This window comes from Stenotrophomonas sp. YJH_SMC_135 (assembly GCF_059372355.1).
The window spans coordinates 791,860-811,095 of sequence record NZ_JCAFVN010000001.1 but is presented as its reverse complement, the minus strand read 5'-3'; the positions used below and the strand labels follow the sequence as shown (position 1 = coordinate 811,095).

Annotated in this window: 21 protein-coding genes; 19 read left to right on the top strand and 2 right to left on the bottom strand. The window is 64.5% G+C overall.

Annotated features, from left to right (window positions below; genetic code table 11):
- Nucleotides 1–37 precede the first annotated feature (37 nt).
- From AC5P98_RS04030 to AC5P98_RS03990, 9 genes are all read left to right on the top strand, one after another.
- On the top strand, nucleotides 38–913 hold the full coding sequence (locus AC5P98_RS04030; protein ID WP_012112311.1) for a ParA family protein: 876 nt from the start codon (nucleotides 38–40) through the stop codon (nucleotides 911–913).
- Nucleotides 897–1,157: a hypothetical protein gene (locus tag AC5P98_RS04025; RefSeq protein ID WP_012112312.1), complete on the top strand. Its 261-nt coding sequence runs from the start codon at nucleotides 897–899 to the stop codon at nucleotides 1,155–1,157. The genes AC5P98_RS04030 and AC5P98_RS04025 overlap by 17 nt, the downstream gene beginning before the upstream one ends.
- Nucleotides 1,150–2,814 (top strand): ParB family protein, encoded by a 1,665-nt coding sequence (locus AC5P98_RS04020; protein WP_012112313.1) that lies wholly within the window; start codon nucleotides 1,150–1,152, stop codon nucleotides 2,812–2,814. Before AC5P98_RS04025 ends, AC5P98_RS04020 begins: the two co-directional genes overlap by 8 nt.
- A 15-nt stretch (nucleotides 2,815–2,829) precedes the next feature.
- On the top strand, nucleotides 2,830–3,390 hold the full coding sequence (locus AC5P98_RS04015) for a DUF2857 domain-containing protein (protein ID WP_012112314.1): 561 nt from the start codon (nucleotides 2,830–2,832) through the stop codon (nucleotides 3,388–3,390).
- Nucleotides 3,391–3,393: 3 nt separating this feature from the next.
- Entirely contained in the window at nucleotides 3,394–4,644 is a 1,251-nt protein-coding gene (locus AC5P98_RS04010; RefSeq protein WP_012112315.1) for an STY4528 family pathogenicity island replication protein, read from the top strand.
- Between the two features lie 331 nt (nucleotides 4,645–4,975).
- Nucleotides 4,976–5,764, top strand: a complete 789-nt coding sequence (locus tag AC5P98_RS04005) for a PFL_4669 family integrating conjugative element protein (RefSeq protein ID WP_012112316.1) — start codon at nucleotides 4,976–4,978, stop codon at nucleotides 5,762–5,764.
- A complete protein-coding gene (locus AC5P98_RS04000; protein WP_003098978.1) occupies nucleotides 5,761–6,288 on the top strand; it encodes a DUF3158 family protein in 528 nt (175 codons plus the stop codon). Before AC5P98_RS04005 ends, AC5P98_RS04000 begins: the two co-directional genes overlap by 4 nt.
- A 73-nt stretch (nucleotides 6,289–6,361) precedes the next feature.
- Nucleotides 6,362–6,802: a single-stranded DNA-binding protein gene (locus AC5P98_RS03995; RefSeq protein WP_003098976.1), complete on the top strand. Its 441-nt coding sequence runs from the start codon at nucleotides 6,362–6,364 to the stop codon at nucleotides 6,800–6,802.
- Nucleotides 6,803–7,085: 283 nt separating this feature from the next.
- Nucleotides 7,086–9,116: a DNA topoisomerase III gene (locus tag AC5P98_RS03990; protein ID WP_003116834.1), complete on the top strand. Its 2,031-nt coding sequence runs from the start codon at nucleotides 7,086–7,088 to the stop codon at nucleotides 9,114–9,116.
- Nucleotides 9,117–9,839: 723 nt separating this feature from the next.
- Here the strand turns inward: AC5P98_RS03990 and AC5P98_RS03985 are convergent.
- Nucleotides 9,840–10,475, bottom strand: a complete 636-nt coding sequence (locus AC5P98_RS03985; RefSeq protein ID WP_003098972.1) for a cation efflux transmembrane domain-containing protein — start codon at nucleotides 10,473–10,475, stop codon at nucleotides 9,840–9,842.
- Between the two features lie 411 nt (nucleotides 10,476–10,886).
- Between AC5P98_RS03985 and AC5P98_RS03980 the strand changes: the two genes are divergently transcribed.
- Together AC5P98_RS03980 and AC5P98_RS03975 are read left to right on the top strand one after the other, a co-directional pair.
- Complete coding sequence (locus tag AC5P98_RS03980; RefSeq protein WP_014747696.1) at nucleotides 10,887–11,096, top strand: sterol desaturase family protein; 210 nt, start codon at nucleotides 10,887–10,889, stop codon at nucleotides 11,094–11,096.
- Between the two features lie 12 nt (nucleotides 11,097–11,108).
- Nucleotides 11,109–11,483 carry a DUF3703 domain-containing protein gene (locus AC5P98_RS03975; RefSeq protein ID WP_011516992.1) on the top strand — a complete coding sequence of 125 codons (375 nt, stop codon included), beginning with the start codon at nucleotides 11,109–11,111 and terminating at the stop codon, nucleotides 11,481–11,483.
- A 67-nt stretch (nucleotides 11,484–11,550) separates the two neighbouring features.
- Here the strand turns inward: AC5P98_RS03975 and cadR are convergent, their stop codons facing one another.
- Nucleotides 11,551–11,949: a Cd(II)/Pb(II)-responsive transcriptional regulator gene (gene cadR / locus AC5P98_RS03970; protein ID WP_003098965.1), complete on the bottom strand. Its 399-nt coding sequence runs from the start codon at nucleotides 11,947–11,949 to the stop codon at nucleotides 11,551–11,553.
- A 91-nt stretch (nucleotides 11,950–12,040) separates the two neighbouring features.
- Here cadR and AC5P98_RS03965 point away from each other — a divergent pair, with 91 nt between their 5' ends.
- The 8 genes from AC5P98_RS03965 to AC5P98_RS03930 all read left to right on the top strand — a co-directional run bounded on the left by AC5P98_RS03965 (nucleotide 12,041) and on the right by AC5P98_RS03930 (nucleotide 19,135).
- Nucleotides 12,041–14,953 carry a heavy metal translocating P-type ATPase gene (locus AC5P98_RS03965; RefSeq protein ID WP_003098961.1) on the top strand — a complete coding sequence of 971 codons (2,913 nt, stop codon included), beginning with the start codon at nucleotides 12,041–12,043 and terminating at the stop codon, nucleotides 14,951–14,953.
- Between the two features lie 3 nt (nucleotides 14,954–14,956).
- The gene (gene lspA / locus AC5P98_RS03960; protein ID WP_003098955.1) at nucleotides 14,957–15,457 is read left to right on the top strand and encodes a signal peptidase II; all 501 of its coding nucleotides are present in this window, start codon (nucleotides 14,957–14,959) and stop codon (nucleotides 15,455–15,457) included.
- A gap of 336 nt (nucleotides 15,458–15,793) precedes the next feature.
- Entirely contained in the window at nucleotides 15,794–16,105 is a 312-nt protein-coding gene (locus tag AC5P98_RS03955) for a hypothetical protein (RefSeq protein ID WP_003108988.1), read from the top strand.
- A gap of 337 nt (nucleotides 16,106–16,442) precedes the next feature.
- Nucleotides 16,443–16,655, top strand: a complete 213-nt coding sequence (locus AC5P98_RS03950) for a hypothetical protein (protein ID WP_003116833.1) — start codon at nucleotides 16,443–16,445, stop codon at nucleotides 16,653–16,655.
- A gap of 21 nt (nucleotides 16,656–16,676) precedes the next feature.
- Nucleotides 16,677–17,069, top strand: coding sequence for a hypothetical protein (locus AC5P98_RS03945; protein ID WP_003116832.1), 393 nt, complete (start codon nucleotides 16,677–16,679; stop codon nucleotides 17,067–17,069).
- Nucleotides 17,070–17,251: 182 nt separating this feature from the next.
- Nucleotides 17,252–17,938 (top strand): hypothetical protein, encoded by a 687-nt coding sequence (locus AC5P98_RS03940; protein WP_003116830.1) that lies wholly within the window; start codon nucleotides 17,252–17,254, stop codon nucleotides 17,936–17,938.
- Nucleotides 17,939–18,021: 83 nt separating this feature from the next.
- Nucleotides 18,022–18,759: a DUF5983 family protein gene (locus AC5P98_RS03935; RefSeq protein ID WP_003116829.1), complete on the top strand. Its 738-nt coding sequence runs from the start codon at nucleotides 18,022–18,024 to the stop codon at nucleotides 18,757–18,759.
- A 97-nt stretch (nucleotides 18,760–18,856) separates the two neighbouring features.
- Nucleotides 18,857–19,135: a hypothetical protein gene (locus tag AC5P98_RS03930; protein WP_003116828.1), complete on the top strand. Its 279-nt coding sequence runs from the start codon at nucleotides 18,857–18,859 to the stop codon at nucleotides 19,133–19,135.
- The last annotated feature ends 101 nt before the right edge of the window (nucleotides 19,136–19,236 follow it).

Genomic DNA, 19,236 nt, shown 5'->3' with positions numbered 1-19,236 from the left:
TCCCCCTCGGACTTCCCATCGCCAAACGGAGAGCGCCATGCAGGTCGTATCCATCATTTCAACGAAAGGTGGCGTCGGCAAGACGACCACGGCCGCCAACCTCGGCGGGCTCGCCGCGGACGCGGGGCTGCGCGTGCTGCTGCTCGATCTCGACGTGCAGCCCACCTTGTCCTCCTACTACGATCTGGCTCACCGCGCGCCCGGCGGCATCTATGAGCTGCTGGCGTTCAACGAGCGCGGTCTCGACCAGCTCGTGTCCCGCACCATCATCGCGGGCCTGGACCTGGTGCTCTCGAACGACCACCGGGGTGAACTGAACACCTTGCTGCTGCACGCGCCAGACGGGCGCCTGCGGTTGCGCCACCTGCTGCCGGCGCTGGCGCCGCTCTATGACCTGGTGCTAATCGACACCCAAGGCGCGCGCTCGGTGCTGTTGGAGATGGCGGTGCTCGCCTCCGGCCTGGCGCTGTCACCCGTGACCCCGGAAATCCTTGCGGCCCGCGAACTGCGGCGCGGCACCATGCAGTTGCTGGAGGACATCGCGCCGTATCGGCACCTTGGCATCGAACCGCCACCGCTGCACCTACTCATCAATCGTGTCCACCCCGTGTCCGCCAACGCACGCATGATCCAGCAGGCGCTGCACGACCTATTTCAGGATCACACGGGCATCCGCGTGCTGGGCACCGACGTGCCGGCCATCGAAGCCTATCCGCGCGCTGCAACCCGCGGCATGCCGGTGCATCGCGTCGAGTATCGACAGCCACCAGGCAGAGTTGCGCCCGCTGCGCTCGACACCATGCGCACGCTCGCCGGCGAACTGTTCCCGCAGTGGCAAGACAGATTCGCCCGCGTGTCCGGCCGTCCTCCACGTTCTATTGAAACCGGGAGGTCCCGTGGCGAGCGCACATGAACTGTCCCGTGGCCACAAGCGACTGCGCGCCCTGATCGAGTTTGCGGTGAGCGAAGGCTGGCACGTCAAACGTACTCGGGGTGGACACCTCAAATTCACCAAGACCGGCTGCGCCGCCATCTACACCAGCTCGACAGCGAGCGATTACCGGGCAGACCTCAATGCCCGTGCGCAGATCCGCCGAGCCGAGCGCGAGGCCCGCATGGCCCGGCCCGCCAACGCCGAGGGATGCGGCCATGGCTGAGATGACCTCCCAGGACATGGCCGGCAAGCTGCTTGCCGCCGGGTTCGAGCGCAGTGGGCCATCGGCCACGGCTTTGAGTGACCCCATCGCCGACACGCCGATGGTCGTGACGCTGGACCAGTTGCGGCCCTACGACCACGATCCCCGCAAAAAGCGCAACTCGGCCTACGATGAAATCAAGGCCTCCATCCGCGAGCGCGGCCTGGATGCGGCGCCAGCCATCACACGCCGTCCTGGCGAGGCGCACTACATCATCCGCAACGGCGGCAACACCAGGCTGGCGATCCTGCGCGAACTCTGGACAGAAACGAAGGACGAGCGCTTCTTCCGCATATCGTGCCTGTTCCGGCCGTGGCCTGCGCGCGGGGAGATCGTCGCGCTGACCGGGCACCTCGCCGAGAACGAACTGCGTGGCGGCTTGACGTTCATCGAGCGCGCCCTCGGCGTCGAGAAGGCGCGCGAGTTCTATGAAGCGGAAAGCAGCACGACCTTGAGCCAGTCCGAGCTGGCCCGTCGCTTGGGCGCCGACGGCTTCCCCGTGCAGCAGTCACACATCAGCCGCATGGCCGATGCGGTGCGCTACCTGCTGCCTGCGATCCCGACCGTGCTGTATGGTGGCCTCGGTCGCCACCAGGTCGAGCGGCTGTCGGTCATGCGCAAGGCCAGTGAGCGCACGTGGGAGCACTATGCCAAGGGCCGCTCCCTGCCGCTCGACTTCGACAGTTTCTTCCAAGAAGTGCTGTCGCAGTTCGATACCCAGGCCGACGAGTTCTCGCCGCAGCGTGTGCAGGACGAGTTGATCGGTCAGATGTCCGAGCTGCTGGGCATCGACTACGACGTGCTTGCCCTGGACCTGACCGAATCCGAGAGCCGCCACCGCGCCCTGGTCAGCGACCCAACCCCGCCATCGGCGCCGCCGGCATTGCCTGAGCCTGGGGCCATCGCACGGCCGCCGATTGAACCGGCACCGTCCCCCGCCACAGCAGCACATTCTGCAGGCCACTCTGCCGCCGCGCCGACAAGGCCCCAGGACGATGCGGCCCCGCGTGAGGCATCCGCAGCCACCCCTGCGGCAGCGGCTGGCGATCTACTTGACGAGCACATCGTCTCTCCGGCACCCACGACGCAGCGGCTCCAGTCCATCCAGCGCATGGTCGCCGACCAGTTGGGCGATGCGCTTCCGCCCGACTTCTCGGCCAACGTGCTGCAGTCGATTCCCGTGCAGGCCGGTGGCCTCTATCCCATCTCGGACATCTGGCATATCGACCCAGGTCTCGACGCACCCGGCCGCCTGCGCGTCCACATCGCGCAGTTCGCGCGCGAGATCGCGGGCGAGGTCGACCTGGACGCGTGTGTCGAGGATCGTTCAGATGGCATCGGGTTCGCGTGTCGTGCCCCGACCCAGGTTTCGTCGCCGCTCGCACGTGCCGTGCTCGCGCTGCTGGTTTCCCTGGCCGGTCAGCAGTCGGCCGACGTGGGCTTGGACGGCGGGCACTTCGTCACCGACCTGCCAGCGCTGTTGCACGGCCAAGGCCAACGTCATGCCGACGGGGCCCGGCGATTGAGCGACACCGCGCTGGTCAAGCTGTTTCGTCTGCTGCGGCTGGCCCGGCGCCTGCTGGATCTGGAAGCCGGCGCTCTCGGTCCTGGGACCTGAGCGAGGGAGGCCCGCATGTCCGCACCTAACCCACTCAACCAGGCCGTCATCGCGCAGGCGCTCTACGATCTGCGCAACGGGCAACTGCGCCGCTGCAAGGCGATGGGATTCGGTGAGGAAGAATTGGATGCGCTCAAGCATCCGGCGCTGATCAGCGTACTGGCCAATGCCAGCGTCTCGTGGTGCTCTGTCTCGGTGAACCGGGAAGTGCTCCGGCGATTGCTCAAACAGGCGCAGGACGTGGAGAAGGAGATCGCCACCGTCGATCGCATGTTGCGCCTGGGGGCCAGTACGGAAATGGCGAGCCGTTTTTATGGGCTGACGCACCAGGAAGTCGCGCTACGGCGTGAAGTTCTCGGCCTGCCCAAACGCAAGGGGCGCCATCCGGTTCTGGACGAGGAGCAGGACACCGAGCTGTGGCGACGCTGGAAGGCCGTGACCAGCAGCAGGAATGTCGAGCTGGAGGATGAGACCTCGGTTCTTGATGCGGCAATGGACCTCGCCGAAGGCATGGAACTGCCGCTGTCGGTGGTCTGGGCTGCGATCAAGAACTGGATCGATCAGGGATTGGGTTGAGTCATGGCCGTGGACGACGCTGCACCACGAGCACCACGCCAAGGCCCGGTCGCCCTCGCTGATCTGTTCGACAGCGCGCTGAAAGACCTTGCACCGAAACCTCGCCCGCCCGCGTCCGCGCCAGCTCCCGCATCCGCAACATCTCCTGTCTCCGCAACCGGCGACGGTTTTCTGTTCAGCGGCAATCGGCACGAGAGCGTGCCGCGACGGCTGTTCCTGGACCGACGCCTGACGCCGCTGGAACGCAATGCCTGGCAAGTCTTTCGGATGATGCTCAACGAGGATGGGGTCACGGCGTTTCCGACGTATGAGCAACTTCGCCCGTGGCTCGCGTCAATGCCCTGCGCCGGACAGGCCTCTCACGAGACCGTGGCACGGGCGCTGACGCTGTTGCGCCTGACTCGCTGGTTGAGTCTCGTGCGCCGCAGGCGTGACCCCAAGACCGGGCGCATCCTCGGCAACCTCTACGTCCTGCACGATGAGCCCCTGACGCCTTTCGAGGCGATGCAGCTCGACCCGGACTACTTGGAGCTCGTCAGCCAAGCCCTGGGCCATTCGGCCAAGGCCGTCCAGGTCGTGGGCTTGCACACCCTCAAGGAAATCGCCGAAGACCCGTTGTTGTCTGGCCGCACGTTGCCCTCGCGGCTGCAGGTCCTTGCCGAACGCCTCGCGAGCCAGGGCATTGGGTCGCAGGAGAGTTATCCACAGAAGGATAGGGTTCACGATTCCGAAGAAGGGGCGCCGAGCCTTCTTCGGAATTCTGATGACCCCTCTTCGGATTCCGAAGCAGGGCCGAAACCCGCGTCAGACGGCGCTCTTCGGAATCCGAAGCAGGACCGTACTGTACGTAGTAGTCGTATGAATGAAGTACGTACTACCGCGCGTGAGCGTGGGCAGGCGCGTGCGATGCCAGGAGTTCGCCTGCCTGATCGCTTTCTCGGCTTGAAGGAAGAGCAGCAGGCCGCCGCCATCGTGGCATTGCAGCAGGTCGATGCTCCGCTACGCCAGGCCGTGCTGGACGAATGGGCGGATCGCTGTCGCGGCAGCACCATCCGCAACCCGGCAGGCTACCTGTTCGGCATCATCCAGCGCGCCATCCGTGGCGAGTTCAACGCCTGGGCCAAGCAAGCCGGGTCAGCACCGCCACCTGCCCCTGCACGAGATGCACCGCCTGAACCACCGCGCAATGTGGTTCCACCCGAGGTGGCCCGGCAGCACATTGACCGGCTGCGCGACCTTCTGCGCAGTAGCTGAGCGCGACGAGCGACAAGGGCGTGAAGCAGACGTCGATGGCCGTCAGTAGAGCTATCCCCAGGGGATAGATGTACTACAAGCTGTAACGCCGACAGGCACGGCATGGCACTTCGGTCCAGGGGGGCCGTAATGGCGTCGGTTGCATGAGCGCACGCACCATTTGCGCGAGCAGCGCTCCATGGCTTTCGATGGAGCTATCCCCTGGGGATAGCTCGTGTCACAGGCCACCGCTGCCACGACAACCGGGTCCCGGTTCATTTCGGTTTGTTGACTGACTGCCTTCCGTTGCGTGCCGATCCTGACCGCTCCTTTTCCCAAGCGAGCGGACGCCATGGCAACCAACGAACCTCTGCAACTCAATCTCGGCTCTTTGCGCAGCGCGATGTCGCTGACGCTTCACACCCACCACGCCTCGCGCATCTGGCATGGCCGCGCCGCCGCCGAGGGGCGACCCGGCATCGTCGGCCTGAACGGCTACATCGCCGTGATGAACAAGATGAAGCGCGGCTCGGAGCAGGACGACCCGTACAGCGACTGGTGGATGTTGCGCATCGAGGAAAAGCTCGACCAGACCAGGACCACGTTGCAATCGCTGCGCGAGCAGGTTGACCAGGCACTGGCCGGCGTGCCTGCGGCGTTGAGCCTGGGTGAGAACCTCAACGTGCAGCCGGTGAAGCTCCCCTTGTTCGTGAACGCGCAGCTCGGCTTTGCCGCCGTCTATCTGCTGGCCGACTACGACGACATCGCCCGCAAGCTGATCCTCGCCCACCACACCGCGCTGATCGATCGCTCGACGTTGGAGCGCTGGCTCAACGAAGGTGCCCACGCGCTGCGCAGCCTGTTCAGCCTGGCCCAGCAATACCGCTACTCGGGCTGCACCCGCGACGACTTCGCGGCCAAGAACGCCGCAGCTCGGGCAGCATTGGAGAAGTTCGGCGAACTGCCGCAGGACGTGCTCGAAGGCATGCGCCGCTCGAAGTTTGCGCCGCCCGTCGTGCGCCGTGGTCTGCAACAGCGTGGTGATAGCGCTGCCGCAGCCGCATCTCCCACCGACGAAGGCGCTGCCGCCGATTCGGCCGAGGCCAAGTCCACAGCCGCCGGCGAGGACGAACCGGCATGAGCGACCCGAACCGCGAACCGCGCTACTTCCGTCGTCTGGAACAGCCAGCCTTCATGCGGCTGGAACACGCGGCCTCTCTAAAAGGCCTTTTAAAGCCTTTTAAAGGTAAAGGGGACTTCGAGGCCTGGGCCAGCCAGTGCTTCGCCATGCGCGACGAGTTGATTGCCCTGGCGCAGCGACAGGTGCTGCCACAGGCGTGCGGGCATCCCTTCCACCTGCTTCCCGTCGAGCTGGCCCAGCAGACCACTGGCGCAGGCACGACCTTTCTTCGCTGGCGCAAGCACGATCGATCGGCCATGGGCGTGGCGTTGTGGCAGGAGCTGATGGCGAGCCCCAGCACGCCGGTCAACCTGCTGCACGACCTGCACGAGATCGAACTGCAGCGCGTCATGCTGAACATGCAGATCAGCCTGCTGCACACCCTGGGCAGGCAAGCACAGGAATGCGCCAGCAAGGCCGCGCAGGCGGACAACACCTACCTGCGCCGGCTCGCGTCCGTTCCTGCCGCAGTGCGCGATCGGTGATTGCGCCTGCCATCCGAGCACGCGCCCGAGCCCAACGAGGCACGGGTATTTCAACCACCACGGAGATTCCAACATGAGCACACAATTCATCGGCGAGGGCAACATCGGATCGCCTCCCGAGTACCGCGAATTCCCCAATGGCAACGACGATCCTCGCCGGTTGCTCCGGCTGAACGTGTACTTCGACAACCCCGTCCCCACCAAGGGCGGCGAGTTCGAGGACCGCGGCGGCTTCTGGGCGCCGGTGGAACTCTGGCACCACGACGCCGACCGCTGGCAGCAGCTCTACCAGAAGGGCATGCGGGTGCTGGTCGTCGGCCGCATGGAGCGCGACCCCTGGACGGACAACGAAGATCAGCCGCGTGAGACTTGGCAGGTCAACGCGCGCAGTGTCGGCATCCTGCCGTACCGCATCGAGTCTGTGGCCCTCAGCCCGAAGCCACAGGAGGCAGAGCCGAAGCCCCAGGCCACCCAGGAATCGACGGCGCCGAAAGAGACCAAGCGCAGGAAGTGATCGGGCATGGAGGGCGGCTGCCGCAGTGCTTCGCCGCCCTCCATGCGCTGCGAATTATCCCCAGGGGATAGCTCCACCAACGTCCACCGAGTTCCACGCGCGCTCCCGGAAATCGCGGCTCTCGGCCCGCACACTTCCGGCCACGCACCTTCCCCGCACTCGCCATTTCATCGGCGTGAAAGCGGTCGCTGCCGCATGCGGCTTGTTTGCTGCTGCCAGGGGCTGCGCTCGGCATCCTCGATCCCAGCAACTCCATGAACAACAGGAATCGGGATGGACGGATATGCGGCTGTTCTTGTGCGAGAAGCCCTCCCAGGGCAAAGACATTGGCCGGATTCTCGGCGCCACGCAGCGCGGTGAAGGCTGCCTCAACGGTTCCGGCGTCACGGTCACCTGGTGCATCGGCCATCTCGTGGAGGCGGCGCCGCCCGAGGCCTACGACGAGCAGCTCAAACGATGGTCCGTTGAGCAGTTGCCCATCATTCCCCAGCACTGGCGGGTCGAGGTCAAACCGAAGACCGCCACGCAATTCAAGGTCGTCAAGGCGCTCTTGGCGAAGGCGACTCACCTGGTTATCGCCACCGATGCCGACCGCGAGGGCGAATTGATCGCCCGCGAGATCGTGGAGCTTTGCGGCTACCGCGGCCCCATCGAACGCCTGTGGCTGTCGGCGCTCAACGATGCGTCCATTCGGGCGGCACTGGGCAAGCTGCGGCCTTCGGCCGAGACGCTTTCGATGTACCACTCGGCGCTGGCGCGCTCCCGTGCGGATTGGCTCGTGGGCATGAACCTGAGCCGGCTGTTCACGGTGCTGGGGCGACAGGCGGGTTACGACGGCGTGCTGTCGGTCGGCCGCGTACAGACCCCGACGCTCAAGCTCGTTGTGGACCGCGACCGCGAGATCGCGCGCTTCGTGTCCGTACCATACTGGGCCATCGCCGTGTCCCTGTTCGCAGGCGGTTCGACTTTCGCCGCGCAATGGGTTCCACCCGATGCGTGCACCGACGACGCAGGCCGCTGCCTGCGGCAGCCGGTCGCACAGCAGACCATGCAGCAGATCCGCGCTGCGGGCAGTGCCCACGTCGTGTCGGTGGAGACTGAGCGTGTCCGCGAAGGCCCGCCGCTGCCGTTCGACCTGGGCACCTTGCAGGAAGTGTGTTCCAAGCAGCTTGGGCTGGACGTGCAGGAAACCTTGGAGATTGCCCAAGCCCTGTACGAGACGCACAAGGCCACGACGTACCCCCGCTCGGACTCCGGCTACCTGCCCGAGAGCATGTTTGCCGAAGTGCCCACCGTTCTCGACAGCCTGCTCAAGACCGATCCCTCGCTGCGCTCGATCATGGGCCAGCTCGACCGCTCGCAGCGCTCGCGCGCCTGGAACGATGGCAAGGTCACGGCGCACCACGGCATCATCCCGACGCTCGAACCGGCGAAGCTCTCCGCCATGAGCGAGAAGGAACTGGCCGTGTACAGGCTCATCCGGTCGCATTACCTGGCGCAGTTCCTCCCTCACCACGAGTTCGACCGCACTGTGGCCAAGTTTTCGTGCGGGGGGCAGAACCTGGCGGCCACGGGCAAGCAGGTTGTCATCCCGGGTTGGCGCCAGGTGCTCGCCGAGCCGCAGGCCGAAGACGGTGATGGCGAGGGCGATACTGCGGTCCGCGCCCAGGTGCTGCCCGCGCTGCCGAAACTGTATGAGGGCCTGGCATGCCAGGTGGCCGACGTCGATCTCAAGGCACTCAAGACGCTGCCGCCCAAACCGTACACGCAAGGCGAGTTGGTCAAGTCCATGAAAGGCGTCGCCAAGCTGGTGTCCGATCCCCGCCTGAAGCAGAAGCTCAAGGATACGGTTGGCATCGGCACCGAAGCGACGCGGGCCAACATCATCGGCGGCCTGATCGCTCGCGGCTACCTCGTGAAGAAGGGGCGCGCCATCCGCGCCTCGGATGCGGCTTTCACTTTGATCGATGCCGTGCCTGCGGCGATTGCCGACCCTGGCACCACCGCCGTCTGGGAACAGGCGCTCGACATGATCGAGGCCGGACAGCTCACCCTGGACGTGTTCATCGGCAAGCAGGCCGCGTGGATTTCGCAGTTGATTGCGCAGTACGGCAGCGCCTCCCTGTCCATCAAGGTTCCCCAAGGGCCGGCATGCCCGCAGTGCGGCGCACCCACGCGCCAGCGCAGCGGCAAGAGCGGCCCGTTCTGGTCGTGCAGCCGCTACCCGGACTGCAAAGGCACGCTGCCAGTCGAATCCGGCAGCTCCAAGCGCGGCGCCTCGCGCCCGCGCCGTAGCGGCCGCAAAGGCTCCTGACCGCCCCCGTTCCCCGTGAGCCGTGCCCGCCTTCGGCGGCGTGGCCCCTGTCCCGCACTCCGCCGCATGCCCTGCGGGACGCCCAGCGCGCAACGCCTTCTTGATCCGTGTGCGCGTCCCGCCCAGCCGTCCCCGGCCGCGGGACCTGAAGGTAGCTTCTCTGCGAGCCGCACCACGCGCGTTCTGTTGATCTGCGTTTCTTCCGCCCTCTGCGAAGGGTCTCCCGGTGGCTTGCCAGGCTGCACGAGCCACCGGGAGACCCTTCGTGGTCAGCGGTAATCGGTGCCGGTGCCCGCCGGTGCAAAAACGGGCTCCCTTTGTGCGCGGATGTGCGCCAGACGATGCCGGCCCCAGCCACGACATGGGCCGGGTGTGATTGCTTGATGAGCAGACGGTTCTAGCGACGACCGGGCCTGCCAATCAGCCCACGGGTGGTTCCTCTTTTCTCCCGAGCCGAAGGCCGTTGGGCCTTCGGCGCCATTCTCCTGCCCATCAACGTCCCGGCCCGGCCATTGGCCTGGGCCACACGAACAGGAGAGACGACATGCACCCTCAACCTTGCGCACCGCTGCTGTACGGCAGACGGAGGTCGAGAACGGCATGCCCGCCTATCGCGCGGCCATCGCCAATGGTACGCTCGGCTGCAGCCGAGGCCGTAGCCCAAAGGCTGGACTACCTCTTTTGCAGAGGTAAACCTCGGGATGAACTGGGCGAAAACATGCCTTATGTGCCCGCCTTACGGCGAGCTGTTTCCGATGCTTCGCGCAGGATTTCCCGCCCCCCATTCGCTGCGATTGCGGCCACGATGACGCCCAGCACCAGATCCGGGATGTTCGACCCGAACCCCATCACCAGCACCCCGGACAGCACAATCGCACCATTGACGATGGAGTCGTTGCTGGTAAAGATCGCTGACGCCTTGAAGTTCACATCTTCCCCGCGATGGCGGCGCAGTAGTCTGAGGCACACTAGGTTCAAAGCCGCGTTCAGCGCGGCCATGGCCATCATGGCTGGGCCGACAGGCTCTTCCCCTCCAGCGAAGCGGCGTAGGACTTCCAACAGCAGCAGCGCGGCCAGGCCGATTAGCAAGAAACCCGACAAGCGGGCCGCGCCCACCTTGACCGTTGCCGCACGACCGACGGCATACAGGCTAACCGCATAGACCGACGCATCGGCGAGGTTGTCCAACCCGGCGCCCATCAGCGCCGTAGAGCCAGCCCAGATGCCAAGGGCAATGCCGGCGGCGGACTGCGTCAGGTTGATCAGCAACACAGTCAGAAGAATCTTTCGGTCCTTCGCATCGCTCGCATCTAGGCGGCCCAACTCGTCGTTTTCGTGATTTCTGTGGTTTTCAGCCATGCATTGTTCCTTCCAAATCGATGGATGCTGAAGCCTGTAGCGGCTGGAGAGTCAAGGCGCAGATGCAACGAACTTGCCACAGGGTCTTCCCGGACGCCCTTGACTCTACCGTAGCTAGAAGGTTTTCCAATCCAGTCAGAGCTTTAGGACAGAACAGATGAGCACCAATGCGCCCCCTTCATTGCGACTGTCATCCGGTATGGCTGCTATCCACTGATCCGTGGCGCCACTGCGGTTGTGCTCTTCGGCGAGCTCGCGACCGGCCGGCCGTCTTTTCCGACGGAGCTACTCACAGTGATCGTCGCGCTCGCTTGTGCCGCCTTGCTAGAGGGCGGGCGGCCTTTCCACTCCCCGTTGAGCCAGTAGCGGCGTTCCAAGCTGTGGTTGGCCGTCGGCGCATGGCTCGGCTTCTTGGTCGTGCATCTGGCCTTCCAGCACTCCAATCTGGGATACCGGGTCGGGCCGTTGGGATTGTTGATCGGGGTGGCTGAAGCCCATCGCTGGCATCACAAGCGTGAGCACGAAGACGCCCAAGTCAACTACGGCGATTTCTGGATGCCCGGGGGCCACTTGTTCAGCGCTTTCCGGTCGCAAAAGCACACGCTGGGCGCCAAAGAGTGACACTCAAGAAAGATGGACTTTCCAATGGACTACGGCCCGCAGCTTGTCTATCCCTTCCGGAGCCGGCCAGCAGCGGCAAACGCTTGCGCTGCTGGCTATACGATCTTGCCCACGTCGCATTCTTGCGCGAGTCGGGCCTTGCGGCTTCTTGCGAAGCGATCGCGAGTTGCGTGGCGTGCCCATGAGTCGGGCCGCGTCGTGGCGCACTGCTACCTTGGCCTGCACCTGCACCTGCGCAGCCACGCCGCGATGCTCGGTCTGGCCTGGAGAACCCGTAAGGTGGCGGAGATTGCGGCGCGCAGGTCGTCCGGCTCGCGCTGGCTCCTGTGGGCCACGCCCTCGGTCGCACGCCGTCTCAAAACGTCAGAATCGCGCGCTTTCGCATGATGGAGCGCGGCACGTGGCTCTCAGAACTGGACCCGATCACTTCCAGCACCGATGACACGCTCGAGCTTCAGGCGGGCTCGGCCAAGCTGTTGAGAATGCCGCACTCGCGCGAGGTTCGGGCGCTATCGCAGGAGCGTCGCAGATCCATTAACTCGCGCTCCAAGGCGCGCAATTCCTTCATCTTGGTCCGCACTTGCGCGATATGAGCGTCGACCAGCGCGTTCACCTCGCCGCAGCCCAACTCTGGCCGATCCCGTAAGTTCAGCAGTTGACGGATCTCATCCAGCGTCATGTCCTTCGCCCGGCAGCGGCGGATGAACAGCAAGCGCTGCAAATGGACTTCGTCATAGAGCCTGAAGTTGCCCTCGCTACGTGCAGGCTCGGGCAGCAAGCCTTCTGACTCGTAAAAGCGCACGGTCTGCACCAAGCAATCTGCCTTCTTGCCCAGTTCACCGATCCGCATCATGGTTGCTTCCTATAAAAAACTTGACTCTATATCTACTAGAGGTTTTCTAATGATGGCATCCGGGGAAAACCTTGTCAATGAAGAGCGATCTATGAACAAAGAACCTTCCAGCCCATGCGCCTGCTCCGGCGGCAATGGCCAACAGACGGCGTGCGCCAGTGAGCAGGCCAGCACTGAAACCACCGTTTTCCACGTGAGCAACATGGATTGCCGCAATGAGGAAGCACTGGTGCGGCGAACGCTGGAGGGCATGCCCGGTGTCGAGCGGCTCCTGTTCGATCTTCCGCAGCGTTTGTTGACCATTTCGCACCGCGAAGTCTCGGCCGATGCCTTGGAGCAAGCGCTGAATTCGGTGGGCATGAAGGCTCAGGCTGTCCGAGACGCCGCCGTGTCGACCACCTACCGCATCGAGAACATGGACTGCCCGAGCGAGGAGAAACTCATCCGCTCGCACCTCGGGGCAGTCGAGGGAATTCAGGACCTCGACTTCGACCTCGCTGAGCGCACCCTGTCGGTGAAACACCTCGCTCAGGCACGCGCGCAGATGGAGCAGGTCCTGGCCTCGATCGGCATGCGCGCCAAGGAGCAGACCTTCGGCCACACGGGGCCGATCGAAGCCGCGGCTGTGATCCCATCCTCGGCCCTGCAGCAGCAACCAACCGCTGCCGTTTCCGCGCCGCCGATCGGCGAGCGGGTGACGTACCGGATCGAGAACATGGATTGCCCGACGGAAGAAGCGCTGATCCGCGACCGGCTGGGCAAGCTGCCGGGTGTGACCGCGCTCGACTTCAATCTGATGCAGCGTGTGCTGGGAGTCCAGCACACGCTGGCGACCTCAGCGCCGATCGAGAAGGCGCTTGCTTCCATTGGAATGCAGGCTGCGCGGCAGGACATGCAGACAGCCACCACGGTACTTCGCATCGCGAAGATGGACTGTCCGACCGAGGAAAGTCTGATCCGCGGCAAGCTGCAAGGCATGCCGGGCGTGCAGGGAATGGATTTCAACCTGATGCAGCGCACGCTCACGGTTCGGCACACACCCGACGCGATCAAGCCGGCAGTCGAAGCCATCGAATCGCTGGGCATGGAAGCCGAGGTCCAGAGGACTGATGAGCCGCGCGATGCCCCGGTGGCCGCGCACAAGACCAATTGGTGGCCGATGGCGGTTTCGGGCGTTGCGGCGGTGGCCGCCGAAGGCGTGTACTGGGTCAACGACGGCAATCATTGGGCCGTGATCGTGCTGGCACTGGTTTCGATCTTCACCGGCGGCCTCAGCACCTACAAGAAGGGCTGGATCGCGCTGAAGAACCTCAACCTGAACATGAACGCCCTGATGGCCATCGCGGTCACCGGCGGCATGGCGATCGGCCACTGGCCGGAGGCCGCCATGGTCATGTTCCTGTTCGCGTTGGCGGAAGTGATCGAGGCGAAGTCGCTGGACCGCGCCCGCAACGCCATTCGGGGGCTGATGGACTTGGCGCCCGAGACCGCGACCGTGCGGCAGGCCGATGGCTCATGGACAGAGCTGCCGGCCAAGGAGGTCGCAAAGGGCGCGGTGGTCCGCGTGCGTCCTGGCGAGCGCATCGCACTGGACGGCCTGATCACCTCGGGTCGATCGGCCATCAACCAGGCGCCCATCACCGGCGAGAGCCTGCCCGTCGAGAAGGCCGAAGGTGACCAGGTCTTCGCCGGAACCATCAATGAGACCGGCTCTTTCGAATACAAGGTGACCGCAGGCGCCAGCGACTCGACGCTCGCGCGCATCATCCATGCCGTGGAGTCCGCGCAGGGCAGCCGTGCGCCCACGCAGCGCTTCGTCGACCAGTTCGCCCGCGTCTACACGCCGGCGGTGTTCGCGGTGTCCGTGCTGGTTGCCGTCGTGCCGCCGCTCGCCTTCGGCGGCGCATGGTTTGACTGGGTCTACAAGGCCCTGGTACTGCTGGTGATCGCCTGCCCCTGCGCTCTGGTCATCTCCACGCCGGTCACCATCGTCAGCGGCTTGGCCGCTGCCGCCCGACGCGGCATCCTGATCAAGGGTGGCGTCTACCTGGAGGGCGGGCGCAAGCTCAAGGCGTTGGCCCTGGACAAGACCGGCACACTCACACATGGCAAGCCCGAGCAGACCGACTTCGTGCCGCTGATCGGCGAGGCGCAGGAAGTTGCCGCCTGGGCCGCAAGCCTCGCGGCACGCTCGGACCATCCTGTGTCTCAGGCCATCGCCCGCAAGGCGAACCGTGACGGCATCGCGCTGCACGAGGTCGACGACTTCGCGGCGCTGCCTGGCCGCGGCGTGCGCGGCCGCGTCGCCGGGCGCATGTTGCACATGGGCAACCACAGGCTCGCCCAGGAGCTGGGCCTGAGCGAAGCGACGCTCCAGGCTCGGCTGGAGACCCTGGAGCGCCAAGGCAAGACAGCGATCCTGCTGATGGACGATGCGACCGTGCTCGGCATTTTTGCAGTGGCCGACACCGTGAAGGAAACCAGCCGTGAGGCGGTGGCCGACCTGCAGGCGCTGGGTGTGCGCACGCTGATGCTGACGGGGGACAACCAGCACACGGCCGCGGCCATCGCTGCCCAGGTCGGAATCTCTGAAGCCCGTGGTGACCAACTGCCCGAAGACAAGCTCAAGACCATCGAAAGCCTGGTCGGCGGCGAGGGCCAGGTGGGCATGGTGGGCGACGGCATCAACGATTCGCCCGCGCTCGCCCGTGCCGACATCGGCTTCGCCATGGGCGCGGCCGGCACCGACACCGCGATCGAAACAGCCGACGTCGCCCTGATGGACGACGACCTGCGCAAGATCCCCGCCTTCATCCGGCTGTCGCGTAGCACTGCGGCGATCCTCACGCAGAACATCGTTCTGGCCCTTGGCATCAAGGCGGTGTTCCTTGCGTTGACGTTCACAGGGCATGCCACCATGTGGATGGCTGTGTTCGCTGACATGGGGGCAAGTCTTTTGGTTGTCGTCAATGGGCTGCGCCTCCTGAAGTTCAAGGCGGCATGAACAATGGATGAACCATCTCTTCGCAAGACGCAGTGGTACTCACTCGCGATCGTTATATTCGCCGGCGATCAGGCAGCTAAGAGCTACATTGACGCGACAACTCCCTTGGGTTGGTCGCACGAGGTGGCGTCATTCTTCAACCTAGTTCACGCTCTCAATCCCGGCGCGGCGTTCAGCTTCCTTGCTGGCGCGGGCGGCTGGCAGCGGTGGTTTTTTCTGGCGATCGCGTTCGCAATATCGGCATGGCTCGCATGGCTGCTCTCCCGGCCGCTGCGCAAAACGGAAGGCCTTTCGTACAGCCTCATTCTGGGCGGCGCATTGGGCAACGCGTTCGACCGCGCCACGCGCGGGCACGTTATCGACTACATCGACTTTCACCTGCACGGCTGGCACTGGCCCGCCTTCAACATCGCTGACATGGCCATCGTGGGCGGGGCGATCGCGCTGGTGGCCCAGTCGTTCATGAGCGTGGAGAACCCGGCCGCCACAAAGGAGTCCCAGTGACATTGGGACGATCCGGAAATTCGCAATGCACACGGTGCAGGACACCAATCTGAAGAGAACGGCCCCCAGCATGAGCGGCCGCGGCTTGGCCCTCATGCTAGCGCCCACCGCCGCTTTTGCTGCAACGCCCTGTTGCGATGGCGGCGATTGCTGCAACGACGTCGCAATGCCTTGCTGTGAATAAACAGCACGCAAGCCAGTTGACCTGGCAATTATGAAAGTCCATCACGGCGATGCTGGCCTTTTTCGTTCCAATGAGCCGTCACGGAGAGGTGATGATGAAGCTATGCCGGGATCCTGCAAGCTTTAGGACGGTCTTCTTTACCGCATAGCGATATGCTGATGTCACCCGTTCGCCTCGCCTGGCAAGTACAAGTAGTTCGTCGCGGTTTTCTGGCCGTGTCCGCCCGCTTCGCTGGCCCTTTTGCCCCAAACAAGCGCAATCATGCCTGCGTTACCACCAAAGTTCGCCCCCGCCAGTTGCTGTTCCTAAAGGGCATCAAGCTCAACGCCATCGCCGACCGGCCAGCGTATTTCGCATCGCTGCGTGCCCGTCGGGGCCAGCCCATCGTCATCCTCGCAGAGCTGGGACCGGATGAGGCATTCGCCCTGTGGAAGCAGCATGTACTGGGCGACAGGCCTCGCTGACCCAGTTTCGCCTCATCCTCCTGACAGCCCCGCACTTATTGCGGGGCTTTCTTTTTTCCGCGTTCGCCAATCGGGGCTGTTGCAAATGCCGATTTCCGGCTGACGCGGCTCGCCTCGCGCATGAAGCTGCCCGCATGTGTCGCTGATTCGTCAGCACCATGCCAGCAGCCAGAGTTTCCAGGCTGCCGCGGATTCTTTCCGCGCTACCCGCCAGTCCGCCATCGCATCGAGTCTGCGGACGCGCGTCACCCGTGACGCCGATGCTTTTTTCTCAACCGCGTGCGGGAGCTGCCATCCCGTGAGGGACGAGGCCCCGCTTTTTCCAAGGAGCCCGTCCATGTCCCAGCAAGCCTCTTTCGGCCAGTTGGCCTTGATCCATTGCGGCAAGTTCCTGCCGCTCGAAATCCTGCATAGCGCCGCCGGCCACTACATCGGCACGCGCGATACAGAAGGTCCCGTTTCGCGGGAATCCTGCCAGTACTTCCGCAGCTATGCCGCGGCTCAACGTGCCCTCGAAAGAGGCGGCTGGTCCCAGCTCGCCACACCCTGATCCAACTGGAGGAACCACGTCATGAACCAGCTTTTGCCCCAGGAAGTCGTCGATCAGATCATGCGGGAAGAGCAGCATTTCGCCGCCGCGCCCCAAGCCTTCTTCGAGGTCTGGAAGCGCGGCGTCGAGATCGCAGGCCCGCAATGGTTTGGCGACGGCACGCGCGAAGGCCTGAACCAGGCAAAGAGCAAGTGGGATCTGCGTCCCGACATGCTGCGTGCCAACGACGCACTCGGCGTCCTGAGCAGCGGGGAACGCATGTTCCTGTCCGCCATGTTCAGCTTCTACAACGCGCGCGAGGGCGGTGCCATGCTCAAGCGCTGCCACTTCCAAGGACTGTCGGACTTCGATGGTCTCGATCTGCAACGTCGCCAGGTGATCGCCGACCTGCTGCTGAACTACAGCGGTTGGTGAGCCGGTCCCTGGCACACCTTCATCACTGCGTTCACGGGACCCCATGAGGGACATGCGCCTCGTTCGAGGCCATGTCCCTCGCGTTTTCTCCCCGCCCAGCGCCATCCGGCATCAGGCGGTTTCCCCTGCGGATGCCATCGTCCGCAAGGGCTGGCTCCGTTCATTCATCGAAAGGAGCCTTCATGGCCAACAACTACTACGAAGCCACCGGCGTTCTCGTGCTCGACCGTGTGACGCCCGTCATCCAGGCGCTGTTCGGCGCCTTCGCGCTGGACGAGAGCCACCCCGGCAACGGGCAGGCCTACATCGCCCAGATCGCCGAGACCACCAATCCGCAATGGCCGGACGTGCTCGATGGCCTGGAAGACCTGGCCACGCAACTCGGTATTCCGATGCCGGACGACGAAGGGCTGTCGATCCCGCCGCTGCTCGAACTGCTCGCCGTGCACTTCCGTGCCGATGAGGACGAAGAGCTGGGGAACTTGATCGACCGTCATTCGTTCGAGGACACCGCCGATCTCGACGCATTGTTTCTGATCGCCACCCGGTTCGATGACGGGCACCACCTGACCGCCATCCAGTTCGAGGGCTGCTGGTACTGCAGCAAGCCGCGGCTGTTCGAGTTCGGCGGCAACGGCTGCTACCTGAGCCGCGAGGTCCGCTTCATCAGCTCCTCCTCCCAGGCCCTCCAGCTCGGCGACCAATTGCGCAAGACCATTGTGGCCGCCGACATCGAAGAGGCTTCGGCCCTGATCGCGCTGGAGACCATCAATCTGCTGGCGGGCGTCAGCGACGAGCCATTCCGCATGAATTTGCGCCGGCGCGTCGCCGAGCGATTGGCCCAAACGCCAACGATCAGCGTCACCTGACGCTGTTTCCTTTCTTTCCACCCACCGGGGTCAATTCCCGGTGGCGGGGATTTGCTCCATCATTATTCTGTTGGAGAAATCCCATGTCCCAGAATCCCAATCCCTTTCTACGCGGCTACTGGAATCTGAAAATCGTCCGCACGCTGTCCATCAGCTACGAGGACGGAAGCCCGCATGTTTGGCGAAACATCCACCCGAGCCAGCAGCACCTCTGCGACGCGGCGCTGGTTTCTTCTCCTTGCATCATCACCAGCGACTTCGCGGTGGTCAGGACTGGCACCGAACCTGTCGGCGCCGCACTGATCGCCGAATGCGACGCGGCTGAAGGGGGCAGCGGCGAAGGCATGGTGGGTGCCGTGGTGTACGCGATCCACGGCGACGACTTCGACGGCCGCCCCGTCCACATTGGCGACACCTATTCGGCCGAGGCCGCACGGGAAGTCGTGCAGCGGTTGAGCTTCGAGACCGGCTACTACAGCCGGTGCTGGGAAATCAGCAGCGCGCACATCAGCCGCGAAACCGGCCAGTACCTGGCCAACCTGGCTGACCTCGCGACGCCGGAGGCCTTTTTGTTCATCGCGTTCCGGATTCCCTACAGCCCGGCGATCGGCGTCAAGCTGATCTCCACGCCCTGGACGGACCAGCACCTGCAGGACGTCGAGGGGATCGCCGCCGAGCAGCTTCGGCAGGAGCACCGCAGCAAGGGCATGCCGGACGAGCTGGCACAGATCCTTGAACTGGCCGGCCAGGCCGACGTGCGCATCCTCATCCTCGATGCCGACGCACCCGTGTTGCCGGGCCTATCGCTGGCCGGCGAATAGCTGCCACACACATCCCCGGCCTTCCTTGTCCTCACCGCATGCCGGCCCGGTCTCCCGCCAGAGAGCCGGGCCGGCGCACTTTCACAGGAGCGATCCCATGTTCCCCGACCTCATCACACCCGCATCCGACTTCGAGCACCAACTCGGAGCCTGCGTCAACGCCATGAGCCAGGAAGATGCCATCGGCCAGATCCTGGTATTCGAGCGCATGAGCGGCACGCTGCACATGCGCCATATCGCCAGCGCCGACCTGGTGGACACCGACGTGGACGACTACGAAATGGTCGTCTTCGACGGTGGCAACACAAGCGGCGACACGTGGAAACACGTGTTCTTTCCGCGTCAGCGCGAGCACTACTTCGTGTACCAAGCCTGATTCCTCCAGCCCCTTTCGAGGGGCTTTTTCTTGCCCGCAGCACAGGAAAACGGTTGTGGTGCGGTGCCGTTTCCTGCGGGCAGGCAGACCGCCCCAGGGCC

Excerpts from the sequence above, each read along its gene's own strand:
- AC5P98_RS03930 (WP_003116828.1), top strand. The coding sequence starts at position 18,857 with ATGTTCCCCGACCTCATCACACCCGCATCCGACTTCGAGCACCAACTC.
- AC5P98_RS03985 (WP_003098972.1), bottom strand. The coding sequence starts at position 10,475 with ATGGCTGAAAACCACAGAAATCACGAAAACGACGAGTTGGGCCGCCTA.
- AC5P98_RS04010 (WP_012112315.1), top strand. The coding sequence starts at position 3,394 with ATGGCCGTGGACGACGCTGCACCACGAGCACCACGCCAAGGCCCGGTC.
- AC5P98_RS04000 (WP_003098978.1), top strand. The coding sequence starts at position 5,761 with ATGAGCGACCCGAACCGCGAACCGCGCTACTTCCGTCGTCTGGAACAG.
- AC5P98_RS03940 (WP_003116830.1), top strand. The coding sequence starts at position 17,252 with ATGGCCAACAACTACTACGAAGCCACCGGCGTTCTCGTGCTCGACCGT.
- AC5P98_RS04005 (WP_012112316.1), top strand. The coding sequence starts at position 4,976 with ATGGCAACCAACGAACCTCTGCAACTCAATCTCGGCTCTTTGCGCAGC.
- AC5P98_RS04020 (WP_012112313.1), top strand. The coding sequence starts at position 1,150 with ATGGCTGAGATGACCTCCCAGGACATGGCCGGCAAGCTGCTTGCCGCC.
- AC5P98_RS04015 (WP_012112314.1), top strand. The coding sequence starts at position 2,830 with ATGTCCGCACCTAACCCACTCAACCAGGCCGTCATCGCGCAGGCGCTC.
- AC5P98_RS03995 (WP_003098976.1), top strand. The coding sequence starts at position 6,362 with ATGAGCACACAATTCATCGGCGAGGGCAACATCGGATCGCCTCCCGAG.
- AC5P98_RS03935 (WP_003116829.1), top strand. The coding sequence starts at position 18,022 with ATGTCCCAGAATCCCAATCCCTTTCTACGCGGCTACTGGAATCTGAAA.
- AC5P98_RS03990 (WP_003116834.1), top strand. The coding sequence starts at position 7,086 with ATGCGGCTGTTCTTGTGCGAGAAGCCCTCCCAGGGCAAAGACATTGGC.
- AC5P98_RS03965 (WP_003098961.1), top strand. The coding sequence starts at position 12,041 with ATGAACAAAGAACCTTCCAGCCCATGCGCCTGCTCCGGCGGCAATGGC.
- AC5P98_RS03955 (WP_003108988.1), top strand. The coding sequence starts at position 15,794 with ATGCTGATGTCACCCGTTCGCCTCGCCTGGCAAGTACAAGTAGTTCGT.
- AC5P98_RS03945 (WP_003116832.1), top strand. The coding sequence starts at position 16,677 with ATGAACCAGCTTTTGCCCCAGGAAGTCGTCGATCAGATCATGCGGGAA.
- AC5P98_RS03950 (WP_003116833.1), top strand. The coding sequence starts at position 16,443 with ATGTCCCAGCAAGCCTCTTTCGGCCAGTTGGCCTTGATCCATTGCGGC.
- AC5P98_RS03975 (WP_011516992.1), top strand. The coding sequence starts at position 11,109 with ATGGACTTTCCAATGGACTACGGCCCGCAGCTTGTCTATCCCTTCCGG.
- AC5P98_RS04030 (WP_012112311.1), top strand. The coding sequence starts at position 38 with ATGCAGGTCGTATCCATCATTTCAACGAAAGGTGGCGTCGGCAAGACG.
- cadR (WP_003098965.1), bottom strand. The coding sequence starts at position 11,949 with ATGATGCGGATCGGTGAACTGGGCAAGAAGGCAGATTGCTTGGTGCAG.
- lspA (WP_003098955.1), top strand. The coding sequence starts at position 14,957 with ATGGATGAACCATCTCTTCGCAAGACGCAGTGGTACTCACTCGCGATC.